The sequence below is a fragment of the Pseudoalteromonas sp. T1lg48 genome (genome assembly GCF_002964785.1).
Classification (GTDB): Bacteria; Pseudomonadota; Gammaproteobacteria; order Enterobacterales; family Alteromonadaceae; genus Pseudoalteromonas.
The window spans coordinates 245495-263500 of record NZ_PQCC01000018.1; the positions used below are offsets into that span (position 1 = coordinate 245495).

General features: G+C 45.5%; 14 protein-coding genes and 1 pseudogene. 7 read left to right on the forward strand and 8 right to left on the reverse strand.

The features are described from left to right. Window positions 1–11 precede the first annotated feature (11 nt). Window positions 12–2018: a winged helix-turn-helix domain-containing protein gene (locus C2M29_RS10410; protein WP_158684712.1), complete on the reverse strand. Its 2007-nt coding sequence runs from the start codon at window positions 2016–2018 to the stop codon at window positions 12–14. Between the two features lie 161 nt (window positions 2019–2179). Between C2M29_RS10410 and C2M29_RS10415 the strand changes: the two genes are divergently transcribed. Then, entirely contained in the window at window positions 2180–4036 is a 1857-nt protein-coding gene (locus C2M29_RS10415) for a serine hydrolase domain-containing protein (protein WP_105189718.1), read from the forward strand. 80 nt (window positions 4037–4116) lie between these two features. Here the strand turns inward: C2M29_RS10415 and C2M29_RS10420 are convergent, their stop codons facing one another. After that, window positions 4117–4452 (reverse strand): zinc ribbon domain-containing protein YjdM, encoded by a 336-nt coding sequence (locus C2M29_RS10420; protein WP_105189719.1) that lies wholly within the window; start codon window positions 4450–4452, stop codon window positions 4117–4119. 188 nt (window positions 4453–4640) lie between these two features. Next, window positions 4641–5600, reverse strand: coding sequence for an integron integrase (locus C2M29_RS10425; RefSeq protein WP_105189720.1), 960 nt, complete (start codon window positions 5598–5600; stop codon window positions 4641–4643). 450 nt (window positions 5601–6050) lie between these two features. Here C2M29_RS10425 and C2M29_RS10430 point away from each other — a divergent pair, with 450 nt between their 5' ends. The 6 genes from C2M29_RS10430 to C2M29_RS10465 all read left to right on the forward strand — a co-directional run bounded on the left by C2M29_RS10430 (window position 6051) and on the right by C2M29_RS10465 (window position 10514). Next, on the forward strand, window positions 6051–6281 hold the full coding sequence (locus tag C2M29_RS10430) for a hypothetical protein (protein WP_158678968.1): 231 nt from the start codon (window positions 6051–6053) through the stop codon (window positions 6279–6281). 1040 nt (window positions 6282–7321) lie between these two features. Next, on the forward strand, window positions 7322–7615 hold the full coding sequence (locus C2M29_RS10445) for a hypothetical protein (RefSeq protein WP_105189724.1): 294 nt from the start codon (window positions 7322–7324) through the stop codon (window positions 7613–7615). Between the two features lie 35 nt (window positions 7616–7650). Further along, window positions 7651–8322 carry a DUF3885 domain-containing protein gene (locus tag C2M29_RS10450; protein WP_233998404.1) on the forward strand — a complete coding sequence of 224 codons (672 nt, stop codon included), beginning with the start codon at window positions 7651–7653 and terminating at the stop codon, window positions 8320–8322. Between the two features lie 107 nt (window positions 8323–8429). After that, entirely contained in the window at window positions 8430–8729 is a 300-nt protein-coding gene (locus C2M29_RS10455) for a hypothetical protein (RefSeq protein ID WP_105189725.1), read from the forward strand. A gap of 117 nt (window positions 8730–8846) precedes the next feature. Continuing rightward, complete coding sequence (locus C2M29_RS10460) at window positions 8847–9308, forward strand: hypothetical protein (protein WP_105189726.1); 462 nt, start codon at window positions 8847–8849, stop codon at window positions 9306–9308. A 108-nt stretch (window positions 9309–9416) separates the two neighbouring features. After that, window positions 9417–10514, forward strand: a complete 1098-nt coding sequence (locus C2M29_RS10465; protein ID WP_105189727.1) for a DUF4241 domain-containing protein — start codon at window positions 9417–9419, stop codon at window positions 10512–10514. 189 nt (window positions 10515–10703) lie between these two features. On the opposite strand, the gene C2M29_RS10470 is transcribed toward C2M29_RS10465, so the two are convergent. The 5 genes and pseudogenes from C2M29_RS10470 to C2M29_RS10490 form a co-directional block, all read right to left on the reverse strand. After that, window positions 10704–13490: a M16 family metallopeptidase gene (locus C2M29_RS10470; protein WP_105189728.1), complete on the reverse strand. Its 2787-nt coding sequence runs from the start codon at window positions 13488–13490 to the stop codon at window positions 10704–10706. Between the two features lie 248 nt (window positions 13491–13738). Beyond that, window positions 13739–14398 carry a CoA transferase subunit B gene (locus tag C2M29_RS10475; protein WP_105189729.1) on the reverse strand — a complete coding sequence of 220 codons (660 nt, stop codon included), beginning with the start codon at window positions 14396–14398 and terminating at the stop codon, window positions 13739–13741. Between the two features lie 11 nt (window positions 14399–14409). Continuing rightward, window positions 14410–15111, reverse strand: a complete 702-nt coding sequence (locus C2M29_RS10480; RefSeq protein WP_105189730.1) for a CoA transferase subunit A — start codon at window positions 15109–15111, stop codon at window positions 14410–14412. 18 nt (window positions 15112–15129) lie between these two features. After that, entirely contained in the window at window positions 15130–16041 is a 912-nt protein-coding gene (locus C2M29_RS10485) for a hydroxymethylglutaryl-CoA lyase (protein ID WP_105189731.1), read from the reverse strand. Then, window positions 16041–18004 (reverse strand): annotated as a pseudogene (locus C2M29_RS10490) (acetyl/propionyl/methylcrotonyl-CoA carboxylase subunit alpha). The gene C2M29_RS10485 and the pseudogene C2M29_RS10490 overlap by 1 nt, the downstream one beginning before the upstream one ends. Window positions 18005–18006 lie beyond the last annotated feature (2 nt).

Sequence of the window (18006 nt, forward strand, 5' to 3'; positions counted from 1 at the left end):
CCTTTTTTGTTTTAGTAGGTCACCCTAACTAAGTCGCTCTGTGCCAGTACCGACCGTATGCCTAGGAGTGTTTTGGCGTCATTTGATAAATCAAAGGTTAACCGGTAGCGGTTTTTGGCCAACAGCGTTTTTTTGTGTTCGCCGGTGTTGATGTCGATACGGTGCAAGTAGGCGAGGTTTTCTTCGTGTTCGGTATAATAAAGCCAGTGCCCGTGCACCTGCCAGCGATTTGGACTGGCACTGGGTAACTGGGTAATAACGTTCTGTTTTTTACCTTCGCTCAGACGCCACACATTAAGGTCCTGATCCAGCTTGATTGCCACGCCATCGTTAATCTCTAGGGCTGCATAGCTGGCATCGTCGACTCGAACCTTGGTGTTTGTTTTTAGCTCATAGCGATAGAGCACCGGTAGCGCGTATTCCAGGCGTGCAAACATCAAGTCCTCGTTCGACTCTTGCCAATAAAGACTGGCTATTTGCTCCAGCTCTGAAGACAGGTATTTAAGTTTATTCTGCTTTAAGTCGTACAAAAATAGCCGGCCATCCACTATGCCGGCCACCTGTGTCTCGGCGTAATTGATCTGCAGCGCACTGAGCTGACTGGTGCTTGGAAACTCCCAAAGGGTGTGAGTCTTGCCATTGGTGATACGCACCAACTCGCTTGTATCGGTACCTTGGCTGATAAAATATATGCTGTGAGTTAGCGCACCTAATTGGGGTAGGTCTTCGTTGCCAGCAAACTCTAAATATTCGTGACTGGCTGTTTGTTGCGCTGAAAAAGGATTGGGGGAAAGGGTTAAGTCCAGGTAGTTGCCATTGTGTTGTCGTGCGAATAGGCATCGTGCACCACAGTGGTGGAACACATTGTTGATATGGGGCAGAGACAATGGCAATGGGGTGAGATTGCTATTGCTAAGCTTATATTGGGCAAACTTGCCATTAAAGCTTGATAGCGTGATTGTACTATCGCTGTCATTCCAGATAAGTTGGTTGAACGGGTGTGGCAGAGCATTAATATGTGTGAGCTCGCCCGTGTCCTTGTGTTGTATCAGCAACTCACTGTCTGTTGCACCTGTACTGCGTAAAATAGCAAGGCGTTTGCCATCATTTGACTCGCGGGCAAAATAGTCTCCCTGGTCCTTGTCGGCGGGGGCGGTTACATTGCTAAAGGTTTGTGAGGCAATCTCAAAGTACCATATCTTCTGCGATGAGCTCGGTTGTTTTGCATCGCTTAGATAAAGTCCAGCCCCATCCATAGACCAGCCTAGGAGGTAACGTTTATTTGCCACCTTGGCGGGGAGTGCCTTGGCGTTGAGCAATGCCTTTTCTTTGGAATAATCAGCGACCAGTATAGCGCTGCCTTCAGGCGTGCTGCGTGTGTAAGCCAGATGCAGACCGTTGGGAGAGAAGTGGGCATTGGCGTAATTGGCGTTATCAAAGGTTAAACGAGTCACTGTGTCGGCGTTCAACTGCTTACTAAAGAGTTGCAGGTAGTCGTCCTTATTGGCTCGGTGAGAAAAAACAAGCCTTTTGTTATTGGCATCAAACCCCGGGCTGACTTCAGACCCTGTTAAAGCAGTTAACTTTTCTATAGTTACAGCGGGCACTGTTTGCTGAGAAGTTTGGTGAAACACCAGCCCGAACAGGGCCAAGAGCACAGTACACGCAACCAACACTTTGGATTTTATAGTTACAGGTTGAGCTGACTCGGGGATATCCTCAACGGCTGCGATGAGTATGAAGCCCTTGGTCGGTATGGTGCGAATGTATCGCGGGTTTTTGGCATCATCGCCCAGGCTTTTACGCAACTTTTTGATCACGGCGCGATAGGCATCATCGGTAATTACTCTGTTTGGCCACAAGGTATCGATTAACAATTGCCGCGATACTAACTCTCCTCGGCGGTCGACAAAGAGTTTTAGTAGTTCGTTGAGTTGTGGCTCAATTTTTTTTGACTCACCGTTTGTGCATAATTGGCCGTGTTGATAATCAAAAACATACTCACCGATACGATACACTTGAATCCACTCGTTTATTATTTTTATAACCTTTTCATAATCTTACTTCATGTGACTATTTGTGACTAATGCTAATTTCAGCAATGTCACATTAAGTCCTTAGGCTTTTCATCCCACCAAGGTCATTGTTTTTCCAGGTAATAAAAACAAAGGTGAAATTTATGACTTACCGAATCAGTTTTTTTCTTTGCTGGGTATTGATGTCCTGCATTTGTTTGGTGCAAGCGAATGAAACAGTAATCACGGATAAAGAGCTTCAAGCCTCATTAAACGAGGTCAGGGAAGAATATAAGGTGCCCGGGATAGCCGTCGCTTTAGTTGAATCCAATCGGCCAACTCGTTTCGTCTTTTCGGGTTTTGCTAACCTGGAGCAAAGGCAACCTGTAGACGAACAGACTCAGTTTCGATTTGGTTCTGTTGGCAAGGTGCTTGTCACCATGTCGATAATGAAACTGGTAGAGCAAGAGCGGTTATCGCTAAATAGCCAAGTACGAGAATTGGTCCCAGAAATAACTTTTATCAATCCTTGGTCTGCCGAACACCCCGTTACCGTGCATCATTTACTCAATCACACAACCGGTTGGGATGGGATGCATTTCGCCGAAAATCTACCACAGAAAAACTCGCCTATTTCAGTTCAACAAGCACTTGCACTTCACCCTCATAGCCGAGAGTCACGCTGGCCCCCGGGAAGTCGTTATGCCTACAACAATACTGGCCCCTTGGTGGCCGCCTACATAGTTGAAAAGCTCAGTGGTACCAGTTTTGAAGCTTATGTGAAGCAGCACTTTTTCAATCCCTTGACTATGAATAGCTGTGATTATTTTTTTACGGATAAGTATCGAAAGCATGGTGCCACCTTGTACCTAAACGGCCAGGCTTTGGATTATGCCCATTTAAATAATCGCCCAGCGGGAGGGTTAAACAGCTCGGTATCAGATATGGGCAAACTTGTGCGCTTTTTATTGACGCAGGGGCGGTCCGATAATAGGGTGCTGGCCGAGCAGGCGATCACAGCCATGCAAACTCCGAGTGGCTCTGTATTTACCCAAGCGGGCGTTGATTTTGTCTATGCTCAAGGGCTTAACCTTTATCATGCCAATGGCTGGGTGCTCTATGGTCATGAAGGAGCAGTGCGGGGAGGCTCTGCCGAGATTATGTATCAACCGCAATTGGGCAAGGGCTTTGTAATAGCCATCAATGGCGAGGGACCGGCAAGGGCAAAGTTACACAACTTACTTGCCGATATGATCACTCGTTCACAGGTGGCGCCCGTTGAACCTCAAGCATCGCAATTTAACCAACAGGCGCAATCTATGTGTGGTTTATATCGGGTCATTAATCCAGGCTCAGAATTAACAGCGCTGTTTTCCGGATTACTCCCCTGGAGATTCACGGTCACAGAAAGTGAAGCCTTGATAGGTCCTATTTTTGGTATGAAGCCTAGGCAACTAGGGGCTTTAGGGGAGCGGACTTTTTCGCAGCTGCAAACGGGGAAATCGGTATTAGTCACGAACCAAGATAAGCTGGTCGGCGATGTTATCCACTATGGTCCCTTGACGCTCAAGCGTGTCACCCCACTTCAAGCCTATGCTCCCCTAATACTCTTGCTGTTGTGGTTAATTGTTATGCTTATAGGCTTGGTGTTTGCGGCTATTTGGCTGCCACGACTGTGCCTGGGCAAAATTACTAATGCTGGCAGTATTCGTTTAAGAAGCTGGTCACTTGCTCCGGCGCTGTTGTTTATAGTTGCCATCGCCATGGTGCTATACGCAAAATCTAGCCCGTCTTTGTTCACGCTTGTAGGTCAGCCCTCCTGGCTATCTATTGCTTTGTTTGCGCAAAGTTTAGGATTCTTGGTGGTCTCCATGCATGCCTTGTATGTTTGGTGGAATACTTCAAAAGCCGATGTGAAACCCCTTATTTATTATTACTGCACAATGTTTATATTCTTAAATATGAGCGTTGCTGTATATCTTCTTATAAATGGCTTAATAGGGGTGCGCCTTTGGGCTTAACGGTTTTCTGATTAGCGCGGCTAGAGGCAAGAACGCCACTTTTTATCAGTGGCGTTTTTATATGTAGATCAGGTAGTACCTTAGGCTTTTTTGACGAATTTGGCGGTGATCATCATCTCGCCAACGCCATCAACCTTACAATCCAGTTCGTGGTCTTTGCTGTCTTTGATGCTGCGGATCTGCGCCTTGGTGCCTATTTTCATAATCATGGAGCTACCTTTGACCTTAAGGTCTTTAGCCAGCGTCACCTTGTCGCCGGCATTCAGTTCGGTGCCGTTGGCATCCTTGGCGGTGATAAGCTCTTCTTCGGCCAGTTGGGCCGGGTCCCATTCATAGCCACACTCGGGGCAAATAAGCTGATTTTGATCTTGATACACATAGGGAGAATTACAATTTAAACAAGGTGGGTGGGCCATAATGCAGGAGCTCTTTAGTTACTGTGCGCCAATAATAAAACTTCTCAGCAACGGGATCGAGTGCGTAAGTGAAAATAGGCAGTGGATTAAGGCTTAAAATATGCCAAAGACGAATAAATTATCAATATCTATACAGTGACAGATAGGCAATTTAATGGTCGGATCCGCGCCGAGAACAGAACTTAGGTTTATTGTCGATCAATGGGGCTGACCGTATGACTAAATCTGGAACCTACTACATGCGTGTAGATTTCCGTTGTTTTTAAATCGGTGTGCCCAAGTAGCTCCTGAACTGTCCGAATGTCTGTACCATTTCGAAGAAGTTCGGTGGCGAAGGAATGTCTGAAAGTATGCGCTTTTACACGTTTACCAATATCAGCACACAGAACGGCTTTTCGAAGGTGCTTCCTAAACGCTGACTCATGAAGATGATGCCGACATACATAACCATCATAGGGGTGAACACAGCGAGTTGTTGAGGGGAAAAGATATTGCCATGAAAAGTCTTTGAGAGCGTTTTTGTACTTACGCATCAATGCAGGAGGTAACGATGTGAATCCATGGCCTTCGCTCACGTCCTTATTGTGTATCGCTTTTACTTTATCTATCTGGTTGGCAATGGCATGGTTCAATGATTTGGGTAAAATTGAATATCTGTCTTTTTTACCTTTACCTCTAAAGACGAATATTGTGTTGTCTGCCAGATTGATATCTTTAACCCTGAGGCTGAGAGCTTCATTTATTCTAAGACCGCTCCCATATAAAATTGATGCTATTAACCAATGAGTGCCTGTCATGTGAGACAGAATCTTTTTTGCTTCGTGATGGGTAAGAACGCTTGGTATGCATTGTTCTCTTTTAGTAAATGAATAGTTCAGCCCGTGAATTTCCTTTTTAACAACGTAGCGGTAAAGGAAAATGATGGCACACAAGGCTTGGTCTTGTGTTGCTGCGCTGACTTGGCGATTTATGGCTAAATGATTTAAGAAACGTTCTATTTCATGGTTACCCATCTTATTAGGATGCTTTTTATCGTTGAACAAAATAAATGATTTAATCCATGTTAAGTACACTTTCTCTGTTTTAAGGCTGTAACGGCGTGTCCTTAGCTCTGTTCGAACGGTTTCCAAAAATGGTGATTGCATCATGATCTCCTCTTGGAATTGGTACTGTATATATATACAGTTATAAGTGGAGGTGTTGAAAATATCAATGAAATGGCACGTTATGTAATGAAAAATAATGGCTCGTTTATGTGCCAATCAAATATAGGTATCTGATATTTATGTAAAAAATAAATTGCATAGCGAGCCAGTGAAGGCTCGAATAAATGAAGGCACGTTTTTTATGGCTTACTTCTTGATTGCGTGTGAGAAAAACACCTGATAACTTGGTGTTATTATTAAATAAAATTTTTATTAGTGAGAGTTACTCCTGCTGTGGATAACTTCCTTAACCGGGAATTCGCACTAATAAGCTGTTATAAGCCTAGGGAGTCTCACTGAAACATGGAAGTTGTTCTTTATCTTTTCTATTGCTTCTTCTGTTTCGGAATAATGCCATATCACGCTTGGGTAGTGTCTAAAAGTAAATACCTTATGTGGTGGCAGTTAGCTGTGTCAGCTATGTGGGCATGGCTAATATTCTACGAATACGTTACTGAAATTCCTGAAGGTGAAAATGGTTCAGTGATTGTAGGTATGTTTGTTTTGGTTCCATTTCTTTGCTTACTCTCACAAGTTATGTTCTTTGTTGTGCATTATGTTGGCAATGGAATTGTTAATCGGATCAAATCGGCTTATAACAAGCCACTGAAGCGGGACTTGTAACAGTTGGCTCGGTTTCGCTTCGCTACACATTTTAGCCAACTATTACTCGCTCCTTAGTGGGGCGTTAGCTTTCACCTTAAATTCTGCAAAAAAGAGGCGTCTCAAATTATTTGGTTAATATATTCAATACTAGGATATGTATTTGGCCTGGCTTCTCTAGCGTCATTGGCTTTTTTCGTCGATGCAACTTGGGATTCTTATCAGCATGGTGTTGATATGGATTCTCTCGGGGTTGTCAGTATTACTCTGATGCCGCATGTCATTCTCTTAATGCTGTCTAGCTGCTGCTTTAACAGAAGAAAAAAGCGAATAAAAGGTATATTCAAGTCGGTTTCAAAGCTGGTATATGCTTATTTGGGGTATCTTTTGATCACCGTAAATTCTATTTGCGTAGTGTTGGCCTTTATATCTAGTCTTGAAATTGAAAGTAAGTATGAAACGTTGGCATTTTTTATGTTGATGTATTTAGGTTATATCTTTGTTTCGTGGAGCAAAAAAAAGCCACTTTACAATTGAAAGCTAACAAACCACTGAAGTGGGACTCGTAACAGTTGGCTCAGTTTCACTTCGCTACACATTTTAGCCAACTATTACTCGCTCCTTAGTGGGGCGTTATGTAACTAGGGAAAAGAATGCAAGCTGATAGTCAATCGTCAGAATTAAGGCAATTAGTTAAAGATGCTCGCAAAGCTATTTGGCTGTTTGCTGTCTTAAATGTTGTCGTATTGTTCTTTTTCTTAGTTGACGGAATATTCAACGAATTTGTATTTGTCCTCTTACTCATTCAGTCAGCTTTATTAATATTTTGGCTACTCCCAGTTTTTTGTTATCAAGTGTTCTTCAAAAAGTTACGAGTAAAATTGGCATTGTACAAAGCATTGGCATCGTACAAAGAAGCAATCGCTCATGTATCGTGGTAGCGTTACATAACAAACGCATTAATGAATGGACGTCTTAAAGCTTGGCTACCGCTCATTCTTCGCTATTTTAGCCAAGCTTAATCCGCCCATTATGCGGGCGTTATGTTTCTATAGGTTCCTATGAGCATTAAAAACTCAAATACATTTTTCGTAGGTTTTGTTGTTGGTGCTGTACTAGGGTTCTTAGGTTATTTTTTACAGTTGGAACCTGGCTCGAAACCAATTGTTGACGCCGTTCTAGATGCGTTAGTTTTTGCGCTTGTGTTAGGAGTTTTTATTGGGATTGGTCTTTTAGGTAAGGCAGGGAAGACCCGCGCTGATGCGGTGCCATTTTCAGATGAAACAGACTATGGCAGGTTCACAAAGAAGCACCCACCCACTACAAAGGTGTTGAATGATGATAACGAAACATAACAAGCGCCTAAACTCCGACAATGTTAAGAGTTGTCATGGTTTTGGCAAACAACGCAAAAAGCCATGCCAACACATTGCGTGTTAGGCGGGCGTTAGAGAGCTCTGGGATGATCGATCAAGCATTCGATAAATTTGGCAAACAGTCATTTCAGCATGCTATTTTTTATAGCAATCAAAAATGTTTGAGATTCGAACTCTCTGAAGGTCGTGAAGAAGATTCATATGTGCATATGTTTACTTCAGCACTTCATAAATCTACTCAAATTATTGATACGATTTTCGAAAATAAGGAAGAAGTATCAATTTGTTTAGCTTTTCCAGGTGATTCATATTTATCGAACTTCAGTGTCTTTAACCAAATTAAACAATTACAAATTGATATTCCAAAAGTTAACTTTAAACTCAAAGAATGGGTAGAAGATGATGAATGGAATCGAAATTACCTATTTTTCAAACTAGATAAATTGGAACTTCATAAACTTATATTTGGCAAGCTTGGTGCCGAGTTGGGTATCAAACCATCTTTTTGGTTTGATTTATATATTTATGACATTGATCTTGGAGTTCTTGTAAATCCATACGACGATAGAGGTATGGATGTTGTTGGTACTAATGAATTCATGATTAAAAGGTTATACAAGCAATATCATAGTTGGTTACTTAACTATGATATAAGTATTATGAGAGAGTGGTTTGGCGCTCTCTAACAAGCTAATTAATAAGGACAAAAATCAGTTTTCTGTTTTCGTTCCTCAACATTTTAGCAAACAATTTTTTGCCCATTATTAGGGCGTTATGTATCTAGGAAAGTTCAGTGAGAGAAAAACAACAATTAGAGGCAACTTTAAACCTTATTGATGATTCAAGCGGAAAGCTCTTTAAACATTACCGCTTACGCATTGCTTTCATTATTTCTATTGCGATCATTCTTGCTGTTTCCATTTATATGCTCCCTAATTTAAATGGCGTGCTACAACATCAATTCAGTTTCATTATATTCTTTTTCCTTGGCGTAGGCACTCAAAAGTGGGAGAGTCTAAACAACCTTAAGCGCTTATTACCTCACCTTAATAAGCAATCCATTAAAAACAGGCTGGGCGAAATAGATACATAACAAGCCGATCATGGTGGGACTAATTAAAGTTGGCTTTTTCTCACTGCGTTCGTTATTTTAGCCAACTTATTAATTAGCCCCATAGCGGGGCGTTATATTGCTTTGTAAGGTCAAGCGTTGAATAAAAAAGAAAGCAAGGAAAGCGGTATCTTATATGCGGTGTTCATTACCGTGTTGTTGTATTTCTTTTTTAAAATTACTTTGATCTTCTCAATAGTGTCAGGCAGGAATTTCACTTGTTTAAGCTCTATTTGGAGTAACTCTTATACTGTAATAACTCCTTTCTCTGCATTTTTTACTGTGGCGATATTTAGCTGCATTTGGTTTTTTTATTGCGGCATAAAGTACAAACAAAAAGTAGGTAAATCTGCATATTTACTATTAGCCGTCGGAACTGTGTTCTATTACTTTTGGTTCAAAGGTTTTTACGGTTTCTGGCAGCTAATGAACTACGAGCAAAAGGAAATTACATTACAAGAGTTTTTTGAAAAAACAGGTGGTACGGAAAGGTTAAAGCTGTATGGTAGTGGCGCTAGTCAAAGTGTATTGTGTAAATCACAATATAACAAAGCAAATTAAAAATGCGGACAAAAAACAGTGGGCTTTGTTCGTACCTCACAAATTATAGCCCACTATTTTTAGCCGTTTATTTGCGGCGTTAGGTGAAACCGGAATTCGAAATCGAGCATGAAAAATATATTTAATTTCTTTAAAAAAACGAATAGTTTCAGTGACCGAGTAGATTCTCCTGAAGATAGAGTCAAAGCGTTTATTTCTCACTGGCATGAACAATGGTCGAAAGCCCGAAAAAAAATGGGCGAAAATGTAGATTTCGATTATTGGGGTAATCAAATATCGGAAGTTGATGAGACCCACTTCATTACTGGCCGAAGTTCAGGATCTAGAAATTCTATTGGCTTAGCACCTGATTATGATCCTAAAACAGAAAAAATAACAGAATGCGAAATTGATGGAGAAATCGCTCAAGTATTTACGGAGATTTACCAAGAGTCACGTAAGTTCTCAAAGTATCACGTTTATGAACTTGTGCGTGATGTAGAGAGTGGCTGGAAAATAACTGATATATTTACACTCTTTCACCCACCTAAGAGTTCTGTCATCGATGTTAATAAGCATGCAGAAATCCTAGCTATGAGCAGCGAAGATGCTCCTTTCATGGAGAGAGCGAAACATATAGATCTCAATGAAAATACTCTTTTTCAAAAAGTTCGCAATATTAAGACCCCACATTTAGATGAAGGTGAGGCAAGATTGGAACGAATCGGAAATCTACGAATCAGTTCCGGGGTTGTCGGTATTTTAGATTTTGGCTATGACATTTACGACTTTGAACCTCTGCATAGAAAAATAAAGCCAGGGGAGTACCCAGTAGAAACAGTCACAATACATGACCGGGTTGCTGGTATTCGAGTCAAATTCAGCGATAGCGAAGAACCAATAAAATGGCATGCAGCTAACACTCCAAGTGGTAACGGAGTTTATGGCGTAGATGCAGGGAATTTAGCTATATTTGATGTGAGTAAGCTCATGGTATTAAACAGAATAGGGAAAGAAAAAATCTTTAATGGATGGTGCATTTCAGGCAAGCCTGAATTAGTGTCAATGACAAGCACGAATGACTGCGTTATATCCACAAGTGGCTTTGGTGATGGCGCTTATCCTGCATATTGGGGTGTCAACAAACAAGATGAAGTAATCTCTCTATATATCGATTTCATGATACTTGTAAAAGAGAATGAAAACGGCATATATGAATCAATCTAAATCACCTTATAAAGTGCTGCTAGGGATAAACCTACGCTGCGCTCCGGTTTGCCTCAGAGCAAAGCGCAAAGCGTTTCCACCACTCACTCTTCGCCCACAGCCTGCTCTGAGCATCAATCTCTATAAACAACCCATAAAAAAGCCCCGGCATACGCAGGGGCTTAATTTTTCAAAGATTAAACTCAGTGCTTAATCCAGGTAAGTTACTTCACCTAGATTTAGACTTTCGATTTGCTCTTTGATCTTGGCTACATCACCGACGATCACCCAGGTCAGTTGCTCAGGCTTAATCACCTTCTTGGCCTCGGCGGCCAGGGTTTTGGTATCCGGCTTACGAACCAGCTCGGCGTAATTTTCCAGATAGGTGACGTCACGGTCTTTACTGTAGGCATCAGCCAGTGAGTTAAGCAGTGACCATTTTTTCTCATAACGACCAGGCAACTTGGCGGTTTTATTCGATACCACCTTGGCCAGCTCTTCATCGGTGGCCGGTTTATTACCGATATAACCATTAAGCTCTTTTAAGATCTCTTGAATTGACTCTTTGGTTTTATCGGTTTGCACCGGGGCGTAAACGAAGAAGGGGCTTTGCGCATTGGTATCCATAAGGATGGTGCGCGCGCCATATGACCAGCCCTTGTCTTCACGCAGGTTCATATTCATGCGCGAGGTAAAGCTGCCGCCTATGATGGTGTTCATCATATCCAGGGTTACTTCATCCTGAGCGCTTAATGATTGGCTGTTTGGACCCAATAGGCCAGAGATGATCAAGGACTGCGGCGACTCAGGCTTGTTCAATACAAATACCCGTGCTTTTTCAGGATTGGCCACATCGGCGATATCAAGTTTCGGTGCCGCTGTTTGTGGTTTTTCCCAGCTTGCCAAAGCCGTTTCCAAGGATGTTTGTAGTTCGGCTTTATCGATATCACCAACCACTACTAAACGGCCCAGATCAGGACGTAACCAGGTCGAAGTAAAGGCTAATAAGTCATCACGACTGATTTGCGCTACCGATTGCTCCGTGCCTGAGCCGGTTAGCGGCTTACCATAAGGGTGGTTTTCGCCGTATAGCAGCGGCGGTAAAACGCGCAGGGCATTGGAGCTTGGGCTTGCTTTTTCTTGCTTAATGCCTTGCAGCAAGAGTTTGCGTACGCGCTCTATATCGCTGTCAGCGAAGCGAGGCTTTTGCAGTACATCGGCAAACAGCGCCAGGCTTGGCTGCCAGTTGGTGGTCATGGCCGACATCATCACCGAGGTTTTATCCAGACCAGCACTGGCAGAGATAGACGCACCCAGAGATTCAAGTTCGGCGGCCAGTTGCAATGCGTCGCGCGAGCCTGCGCCTTCATCAAGCATGTTGGCGGCGAAATTGGCAACACCAGGCTTGTTGTTGGCATCGGTGGCCGTACCGCCGGCAAAGTCTAAACGAATGTTAATAACCGGGGTGTCGCTGCGTTTAGCCAGTACCACTTCCAGGCCATTACTCAGGGTGAAGCTATCAACATCAGGAAGGTCTAGGGCAGGGACCTCGCCGGCACTAGGCACGCCCGTGCTGCGATCCACGCCTTGTTCATTGGCGCTCAGTTCGGCAAATGGGTGAACGGTCAGTACAAAATCGCCGTTGCTCAACCACTTGTTTGCCACCATCTGAATGTCGCTGGGCGTCGCATTAGCGCTAATGCTAAATGCTTCTTTATAATAGGCAGGGTTGTTGTGGTAAACGGCGCCCGAGGCCAATACGTCTGACTTACCGCCAAAACCACCCACGCCTTCTACATTCTTCACCCAGCCAGCGGCATTGGCAAACTTAATGCGGCTTAGCTCTTCGGCCGTTGGGCCCTCGGCGATAATACGAGAAACCTCTTCATCGATAATGCGTTCAATTTTGTCGATATTGTCTTTATCCAGAGCATCGACACCGATCATCAGCTGACCGGCCAGGGTGCGCTGATAGTTAAAGGCAAAGACGCTTGAAGCCAGTTGCTCGTCATACACCAGGCGCTGATACAGACGAGAGTTTTTACCGCCGGCCATGACATCGCTTAACAGCGACAGGTATTCACCATCGACACTGCCTTTTTCCGCCGTGTTCCAAACCTTGAGGATACGTGAGGCTGGCACGCGGTCTTGCATTACTAAACGGGTTTGTTCGTCGCGCTTGGCAATCCATTTTTGCAGTTTGGCTACCGGTTTACCGGGTTTAATATCGCCAAAGTACTTACCCACTTTTTGCTTTGCCGTCTCAACATCGATATCACCGGCTAACACCAACACAGCATTGTTCGGGCCGTAGTAGTCTTTAAACCATTGGTGTACGTCGTCTAACGACGCCGCGTTTAAGTCTTCCATGGAACCGATCACAGACCAGGAGTAGGGATGACCTTGAGGGAAGGTATTCTTCCAGATGTTGTCCCACATGGTGCCGTAAGGCTGGCTTTCGCCCTGGCGTTTTTCGTTTTGAACTACGCCGCGTTGCTCATCGAGCTTGTCCTGCGTGATGGCGCCAAGCAAGTGGCCCATGCGCTCTGACTCCATCCACAACGCCATATCCAAAGCCGGTGTTGGTACGTTTTGGAAATAGTTGGTTCTGTCCGAGTTGGTGGTACCGTTTTGCTCGGTGGCACCGGCACGCTCGAAGGGGCCGAAATACTCGTCGTCGTAGTTTTCGGTGCCGTTAAACATCAGGTGTTCAAACAAATGGGCAAAACCGGTTTTACCCACTTTTTCATTTTTGGCACCCACGTCATACCAAACGTTGACGGCAACTATGGGTGCCTTGCGATCGGTGTGAACGATAACCTTAAGGCCGTTATCCAGGGTGAAAGAGTCGTATTTGATATCTACAAACGGATAATTAGCGGCATTTTGTGCAACTTGTTGTTGCTGCGCTGTGGATTGCGTATCGGTGGTAGCGGAGCAACCACCGAGGGAGATCATCACTGCCACACTGAGGGCACTGAGGGTCATCTTATTCATAGGGATCCTTATTAATCTAGTTGGTGTCCTGAGCAGCAATTTACCACTATATCGGGAACGGCGACATTGAACGCGTTAATCTGCAGCAAGAAAGATGTAAGGAAATGTTTAATGGTGACTTTACACCGGGAAATAGGCGAAAAAAAACCCCTCGCAAGAGGGGTTTTGGGTAACACAGTGCCAACTAGCACTGGGAATGAGGTCGGTACATTTACGGGTATGCCTAAGACATTATGTCAGGCTATCCGTTAGTCAAAGCTCATTTCTGGTACATCGCCTTCGACGATGAGTTTACCCGCTGTTTTACTGATGATTTCATCAACACTAACACCCGGGGCGCGCTCTAGCAAATGGAAAGCGCCGTCTTTGACTTCTAACACGGCCAGGTCGGTTACTATTTTTTTCACACAATTCACGCCGGTCAGTGGCAGTGAACACTCTTCTAGTAACTTAGAGTCGCCGTGTTTACTGGCATGGGTCATGGTAACAATAATGTTCTTCGCGCCGGCAACTAAGTCCATTGCGCCGCCCATACCTTTAATTAACTTCTTCGGGATCATCCACGAGGCAATGTTGCCGTGCTGATCAACTTCAAATGCACCTAAGACCGTCAAGTCTACATGACCACCGCGGATCATGGCAAAGCTATCGGCACTATTAAAAATCGCTGCACCTTTAGCTGCTGTAACGGTTTCTTTACCCGCATTGATCATGTCTGCATCAAGCTCGTCCTCGGTTGGGTAGGGACCCATACCCAGCAGGCCGTTTTCTGATTGCAGCATGACTTCAATGCCTTTGGGTACATAGTTAGCAACCAGGGTAGGGATACCAATACCCAGGTTTACGTAATAGCCGTCGGCCAATTCTTTGGCAACACGTTGAGCAATTTGTTCACGATTTAATGACATCTTGAGTCTCCTTAGGCTTTACGTGTGGTTACGCGTTCGATGCGTTTTTCAAAGGTACCCTTGATAACGCGATTAACATAAATGCCTGGGGTGTGGATTTGACTTGGCTCCAGTTCACCCGGCTCAACGATTTCTTCTACCTCGGCCACGGTGATCTTACCGGCAGTGGCGGCCATAGGGTTAAAGTTCATTGCCGTGTGGCGGAATACCAGGTTTCCGTAACGGTCTGCTTTCCATGCTTTAACGATGGCAAATTCACCGGTAACGGATTCTTCAAGAATATACGGGCGACCATCAAATTCCTTTACCTCTTTACCTTCGGCAACCGGTGTACCGTAGCCGGTAGCGGTATAAAATGCTGGAATACCCGCACCGCCGGCACGCATTTTTTCTGCCAGTGTACCCTGAGGAGTCAGTTCTACTTCCAGCTCACCGTCGAGCATTTGTTTTTCGAATAGCGCGTTCTCACCGACATAAGAGGCGATGATCTTCTTGATTTGCTTGTCTTGAAGCAGCACGCCTAAACCGAAATCATCAACACCACAGTTGTTAGAAACCACGGTAAGATCTGTGGTACCCATGCGCTTAATTTCGGCTATTAGGCCCTCGGGGATGCCGCATAGCCCAAAGCCACCGGCGATAATGGTATCGCCGTCTTTTAGTCCTGCCATGGCATCGGCATAACTTGTTACTACTTTATCGAATCCGGACATGTCTAAGCACTCCTAGGTTTATTGTTCTTGGTCACATTGGGCAAGTATGGCATTGGCCACCTTGCTCTGGGGCTGCTTGTTCAGCGCCTTGCAAATTGTAGCGCCTGCTTGGGCCAGTGTTTTTAAATCAATTCCTGTGTCTATGCCAAGTTTTTGTAACAGATAGACCACATCTTCGGTGGCAACATTTCCTGACGCACCTTGGGCATAAGGGCAGCCACCCAGGCCTGCAACCGCACTGTCTACCGTGCTAATGCCCATTTTTAAGGCAGCATAAATGTTACTAATGGCCTGGCCATAGGTATCGTGAAAATGCACCGCAAGCTGGCTTGCATCCAGATGCTCAAGCAACAGGGCAAGCAACTGCTCAACCTCATTGGCCGTACCTACGCCTATGGTGTCACCCAAACTGACCTCATAGCAGCCCAGAGCCAACAATTGTTTACACACTTCAAGCACTTGTTCAGGCGCAACCGCGCCCTGGTAAGGGCAACCTAGGACGCAGCTGACATAGCCGCGTACCTTGATGTTGTTTGCCTTGGCAAGCTCTACCACCGGGCGGAAGCGCTCAATGCTTTCACTGATTGAACAATTGATGTTCTTTTGCGTAAAGGCCTCGCTGGCGGCGGTGAAAATTGCAAACTCGCCCACGTCAGCTGCCAATGCCAATTCCGCACCTTTAAGATTTGGCGTCAGGGCACTGAGCAACACATCATCATGGCGCTCAATGGCAGCAAACACCGCACTGGAGTCGGCCATTTGTGGCACCCATTTAGGCGATACAAAAGCACCGCCCTCAATATGCTTTAATCCCGCCTTGGCTAGGCTGTTGATCAAGGTCACCTTGTCTTCAAGGCTGACATTGACCTCGTTTTGCAGGCCATCACGAGCACCTACCTCAACGACACGCACCTGTTGTGGAAAAGCCATTAGCTTTGCTCCTCAACGATAGCAAGCAGGGCACCATGGCTGACCAATTCGCCCTCGCCATAGCAGTAGCTGCTGAGCACGCCATCGAATGGCGCATTAAGGGTATATTCCATCTTCATGGCTTCCATGACGACTATGGCATCGCCTTGTTTTACCTCGGTGCCAATATCCAGCAGGTGTTTTACCACAGTGCCGTTCATAGGTGCTGCCAGGGCATCGCCACCGCTTTGCTCGGCGCCTACATAGTGCTTAGAGGTCAGGGCGAAGTCATACTGAGCACCCTGATACATGATGCTCAGTGCTTCGTCATCGATTTGTGCATCGGCGCTTAGGCGCTGACCGTCGACTACGGCAACATAGTGACCGTGACCTTGATACTCACCGCTCAAGCTATGGCCTTGGCCATCGATATCGACTTTAATTCCGGTAGATGTCACATGCAGCATGACCTGATGATCCGCTAGCGGCACGGAGATCTCATTGATGGAATTCAGTTTAAAGCCCGATAAACTCTGCCAAGGTGAGGTTGTAGCTGGGCTTTGCTGGTACCCTGTAAGTGACAATAGTACACCCAAGCAGCCATGGCTAAGGCATGCACATCGGCCTGTGGTGCCTGAGTCAGGTTGTCACAGTTATTGTCGATAAAATGGGTGTCCATGGTGGCATCTTGCAGTGGCTGCGACTCGCACAGGGCTACAAGGAAGCCGGTATTGGCCTTAACGCCGCCAACATAGGTATGGCGTAAAGAGCGCTCCAGCAATGACAGCGCCTGAGCTCGGTTGTCGCCTTTGACGATCAGCTTGGCAACCATGGGGTCGTAGAATGAGCTGATCTCGTCGCCACAGGTAACACCGGTATCAATACGCACGTTTGCATTTTGCTCCGGGAAGCGTAAGTGCGTCAGACGTCCGCTTGAAGGCATAAACTGCTCGCTTGGGTCTTCGGCGTATAAACGGGCTTCAAAGCTGTGGCCTGTGATTGTTACCTGCTCTTGCGAAAGAGGCAAGGTGTCACCGCCGGCAATGGCGATCTGCCACTGCACCAGGTCCACACCCGTAACCATTTCGGTAACCGGGTGCTCTACCTGCAAGCGGGTATTCATTTCCATAAAGAAGAATTCCTCTCCACACAGCAGGAACTCAACCGTACCGGCACCCACATAATCGATGGCTTGAGCACAGCGTACCGCCGCTTCCCCCATGCTCTTGCGCATGGCGTCACTCAGACCGGGAGCGGGGGCTTCCTCAATCACTTTTTGGTGGCGGCGTTGCAATGAGCAGTCGCGGTCGCCCAAGTACACGCAGTTGCCGTGTTTATCGGCAAATACTTGTACTTCCACGTGACGCGGATTATCGACATAACGCTCAATCAACACCAGGTCATTACCAAAGCTGCTGATCGCTTCGCGCTTGGCACCTTCCAGGGCACTGATAAAGTCTTTTTTATCCCGTACCACGCGCATGCCCTTACCACCACCGCCGTAGGCGGCCTTGATAAGCACAGGGTAACCGATTTTATCGGCCTCATCGCTTAGAAAAGTCGGGTCTTGGTTGTCACCGTAATAGCCGGGTACCAAAGGCACGTTGGCGCCAGCCATAATCTCTTTGGCGCGGGTTTTTGAACCCATGGCTTCGATGCTTTTGGCGTAGGGACCAATAAAGGTAATGCCTTTTTGCTCGCACTGTGCGGCAAAGGCTTCATTTTCAGAGAGGAAACCATAACCCGGGTGGATGCAGTCGGCGCCGGCCTGTTCGGCAACGGCAAACAGCTTGTCCATATCCAAGTAAGACGACTTACTCGGTGCCGGGCCTATGTGGTAGGCGCTGTCGGCCATTTGTACGTGCTGAGCATTTGCATCGGCGTCGGAATAGACGGCAATGGTGTGCATACCCAGCATTTTGGCGCTGCGAATAACGCGACAGGCGATCTCACCTCGGTTGGCAATAAGAATTCGTTTTAGCATGA

What these genes read in the sequence shown, in the direction of transcription:
- C2M29_RS10415 (WP_105189718.1), top strand. Translation starts at nt 2,180, where the DNA reads ATGACTTACCGAATCAGTTTTTTTCTTTGCTGGGTATTGATGTCCTGC.
- C2M29_RS10420 (WP_105189719.1), bottom strand. Translation starts at nt 4,452, where the DNA reads ATGGCCCACCCACCTTGTTTAAATTGTAATTCTCCCTATGTGTATCAA.
- C2M29_RS10425 (WP_105189720.1), bottom strand. Translation starts at nt 5,600, where the DNA reads ATGATGCAATCACCATTTTTGGAAACCGTTCGAACAGAGCTAAGGACA.
- C2M29_RS10430 (WP_158678968.1), top strand. Translation starts at nt 6,051, where the DNA reads ATGTGGTGGCAGTTAGCTGTGTCAGCTATGTGGGCATGGCTAATATTC.
- C2M29_RS10445 (WP_105189724.1), top strand. Translation starts at nt 7,322, where the DNA reads ATGAGCATTAAAAACTCAAATACATTTTTCGTAGGTTTTGTTGTTGGT.
- C2M29_RS10450 (WP_233998404.1), top strand. Translation starts at nt 7,651, where the DNA reads ATGGTTTTGGCAAACAACGCAAAAAGCCATGCCAACACATTGCGTGTT.
- C2M29_RS10465 (WP_105189727.1), top strand. Translation starts at nt 9,417, where the DNA reads ATGAAAAATATATTTAATTTCTTTAAAAAAACGAATAGTTTCAGTGAC.
- C2M29_RS10470 (WP_105189728.1), bottom strand. Translation starts at nt 13,490, where the DNA reads ATGAATAAGATGACCCTCAGTGCCCTCAGTGTGGCAGTGATGATCTCC.
- C2M29_RS10475 (WP_105189729.1), bottom strand. Translation starts at nt 14,398, where the DNA reads ATGTCATTAAATCGTGAACAAATTGCTCAACGTGTTGCCAAAGAATTG.
- C2M29_RS10480 (WP_105189730.1), bottom strand. Translation starts at nt 15,111, where the DNA reads ATGTCCGGATTCGATAAAGTAGTAACAAGTTATGCCGATGCCATGGCA.
- C2M29_RS10485 (WP_105189731.1), bottom strand. Translation starts at nt 16,041, where the DNA reads ATGGCTTTTCCACAACAGGTGCGTGTCGTTGAGGTAGGTGCTCGTGAT.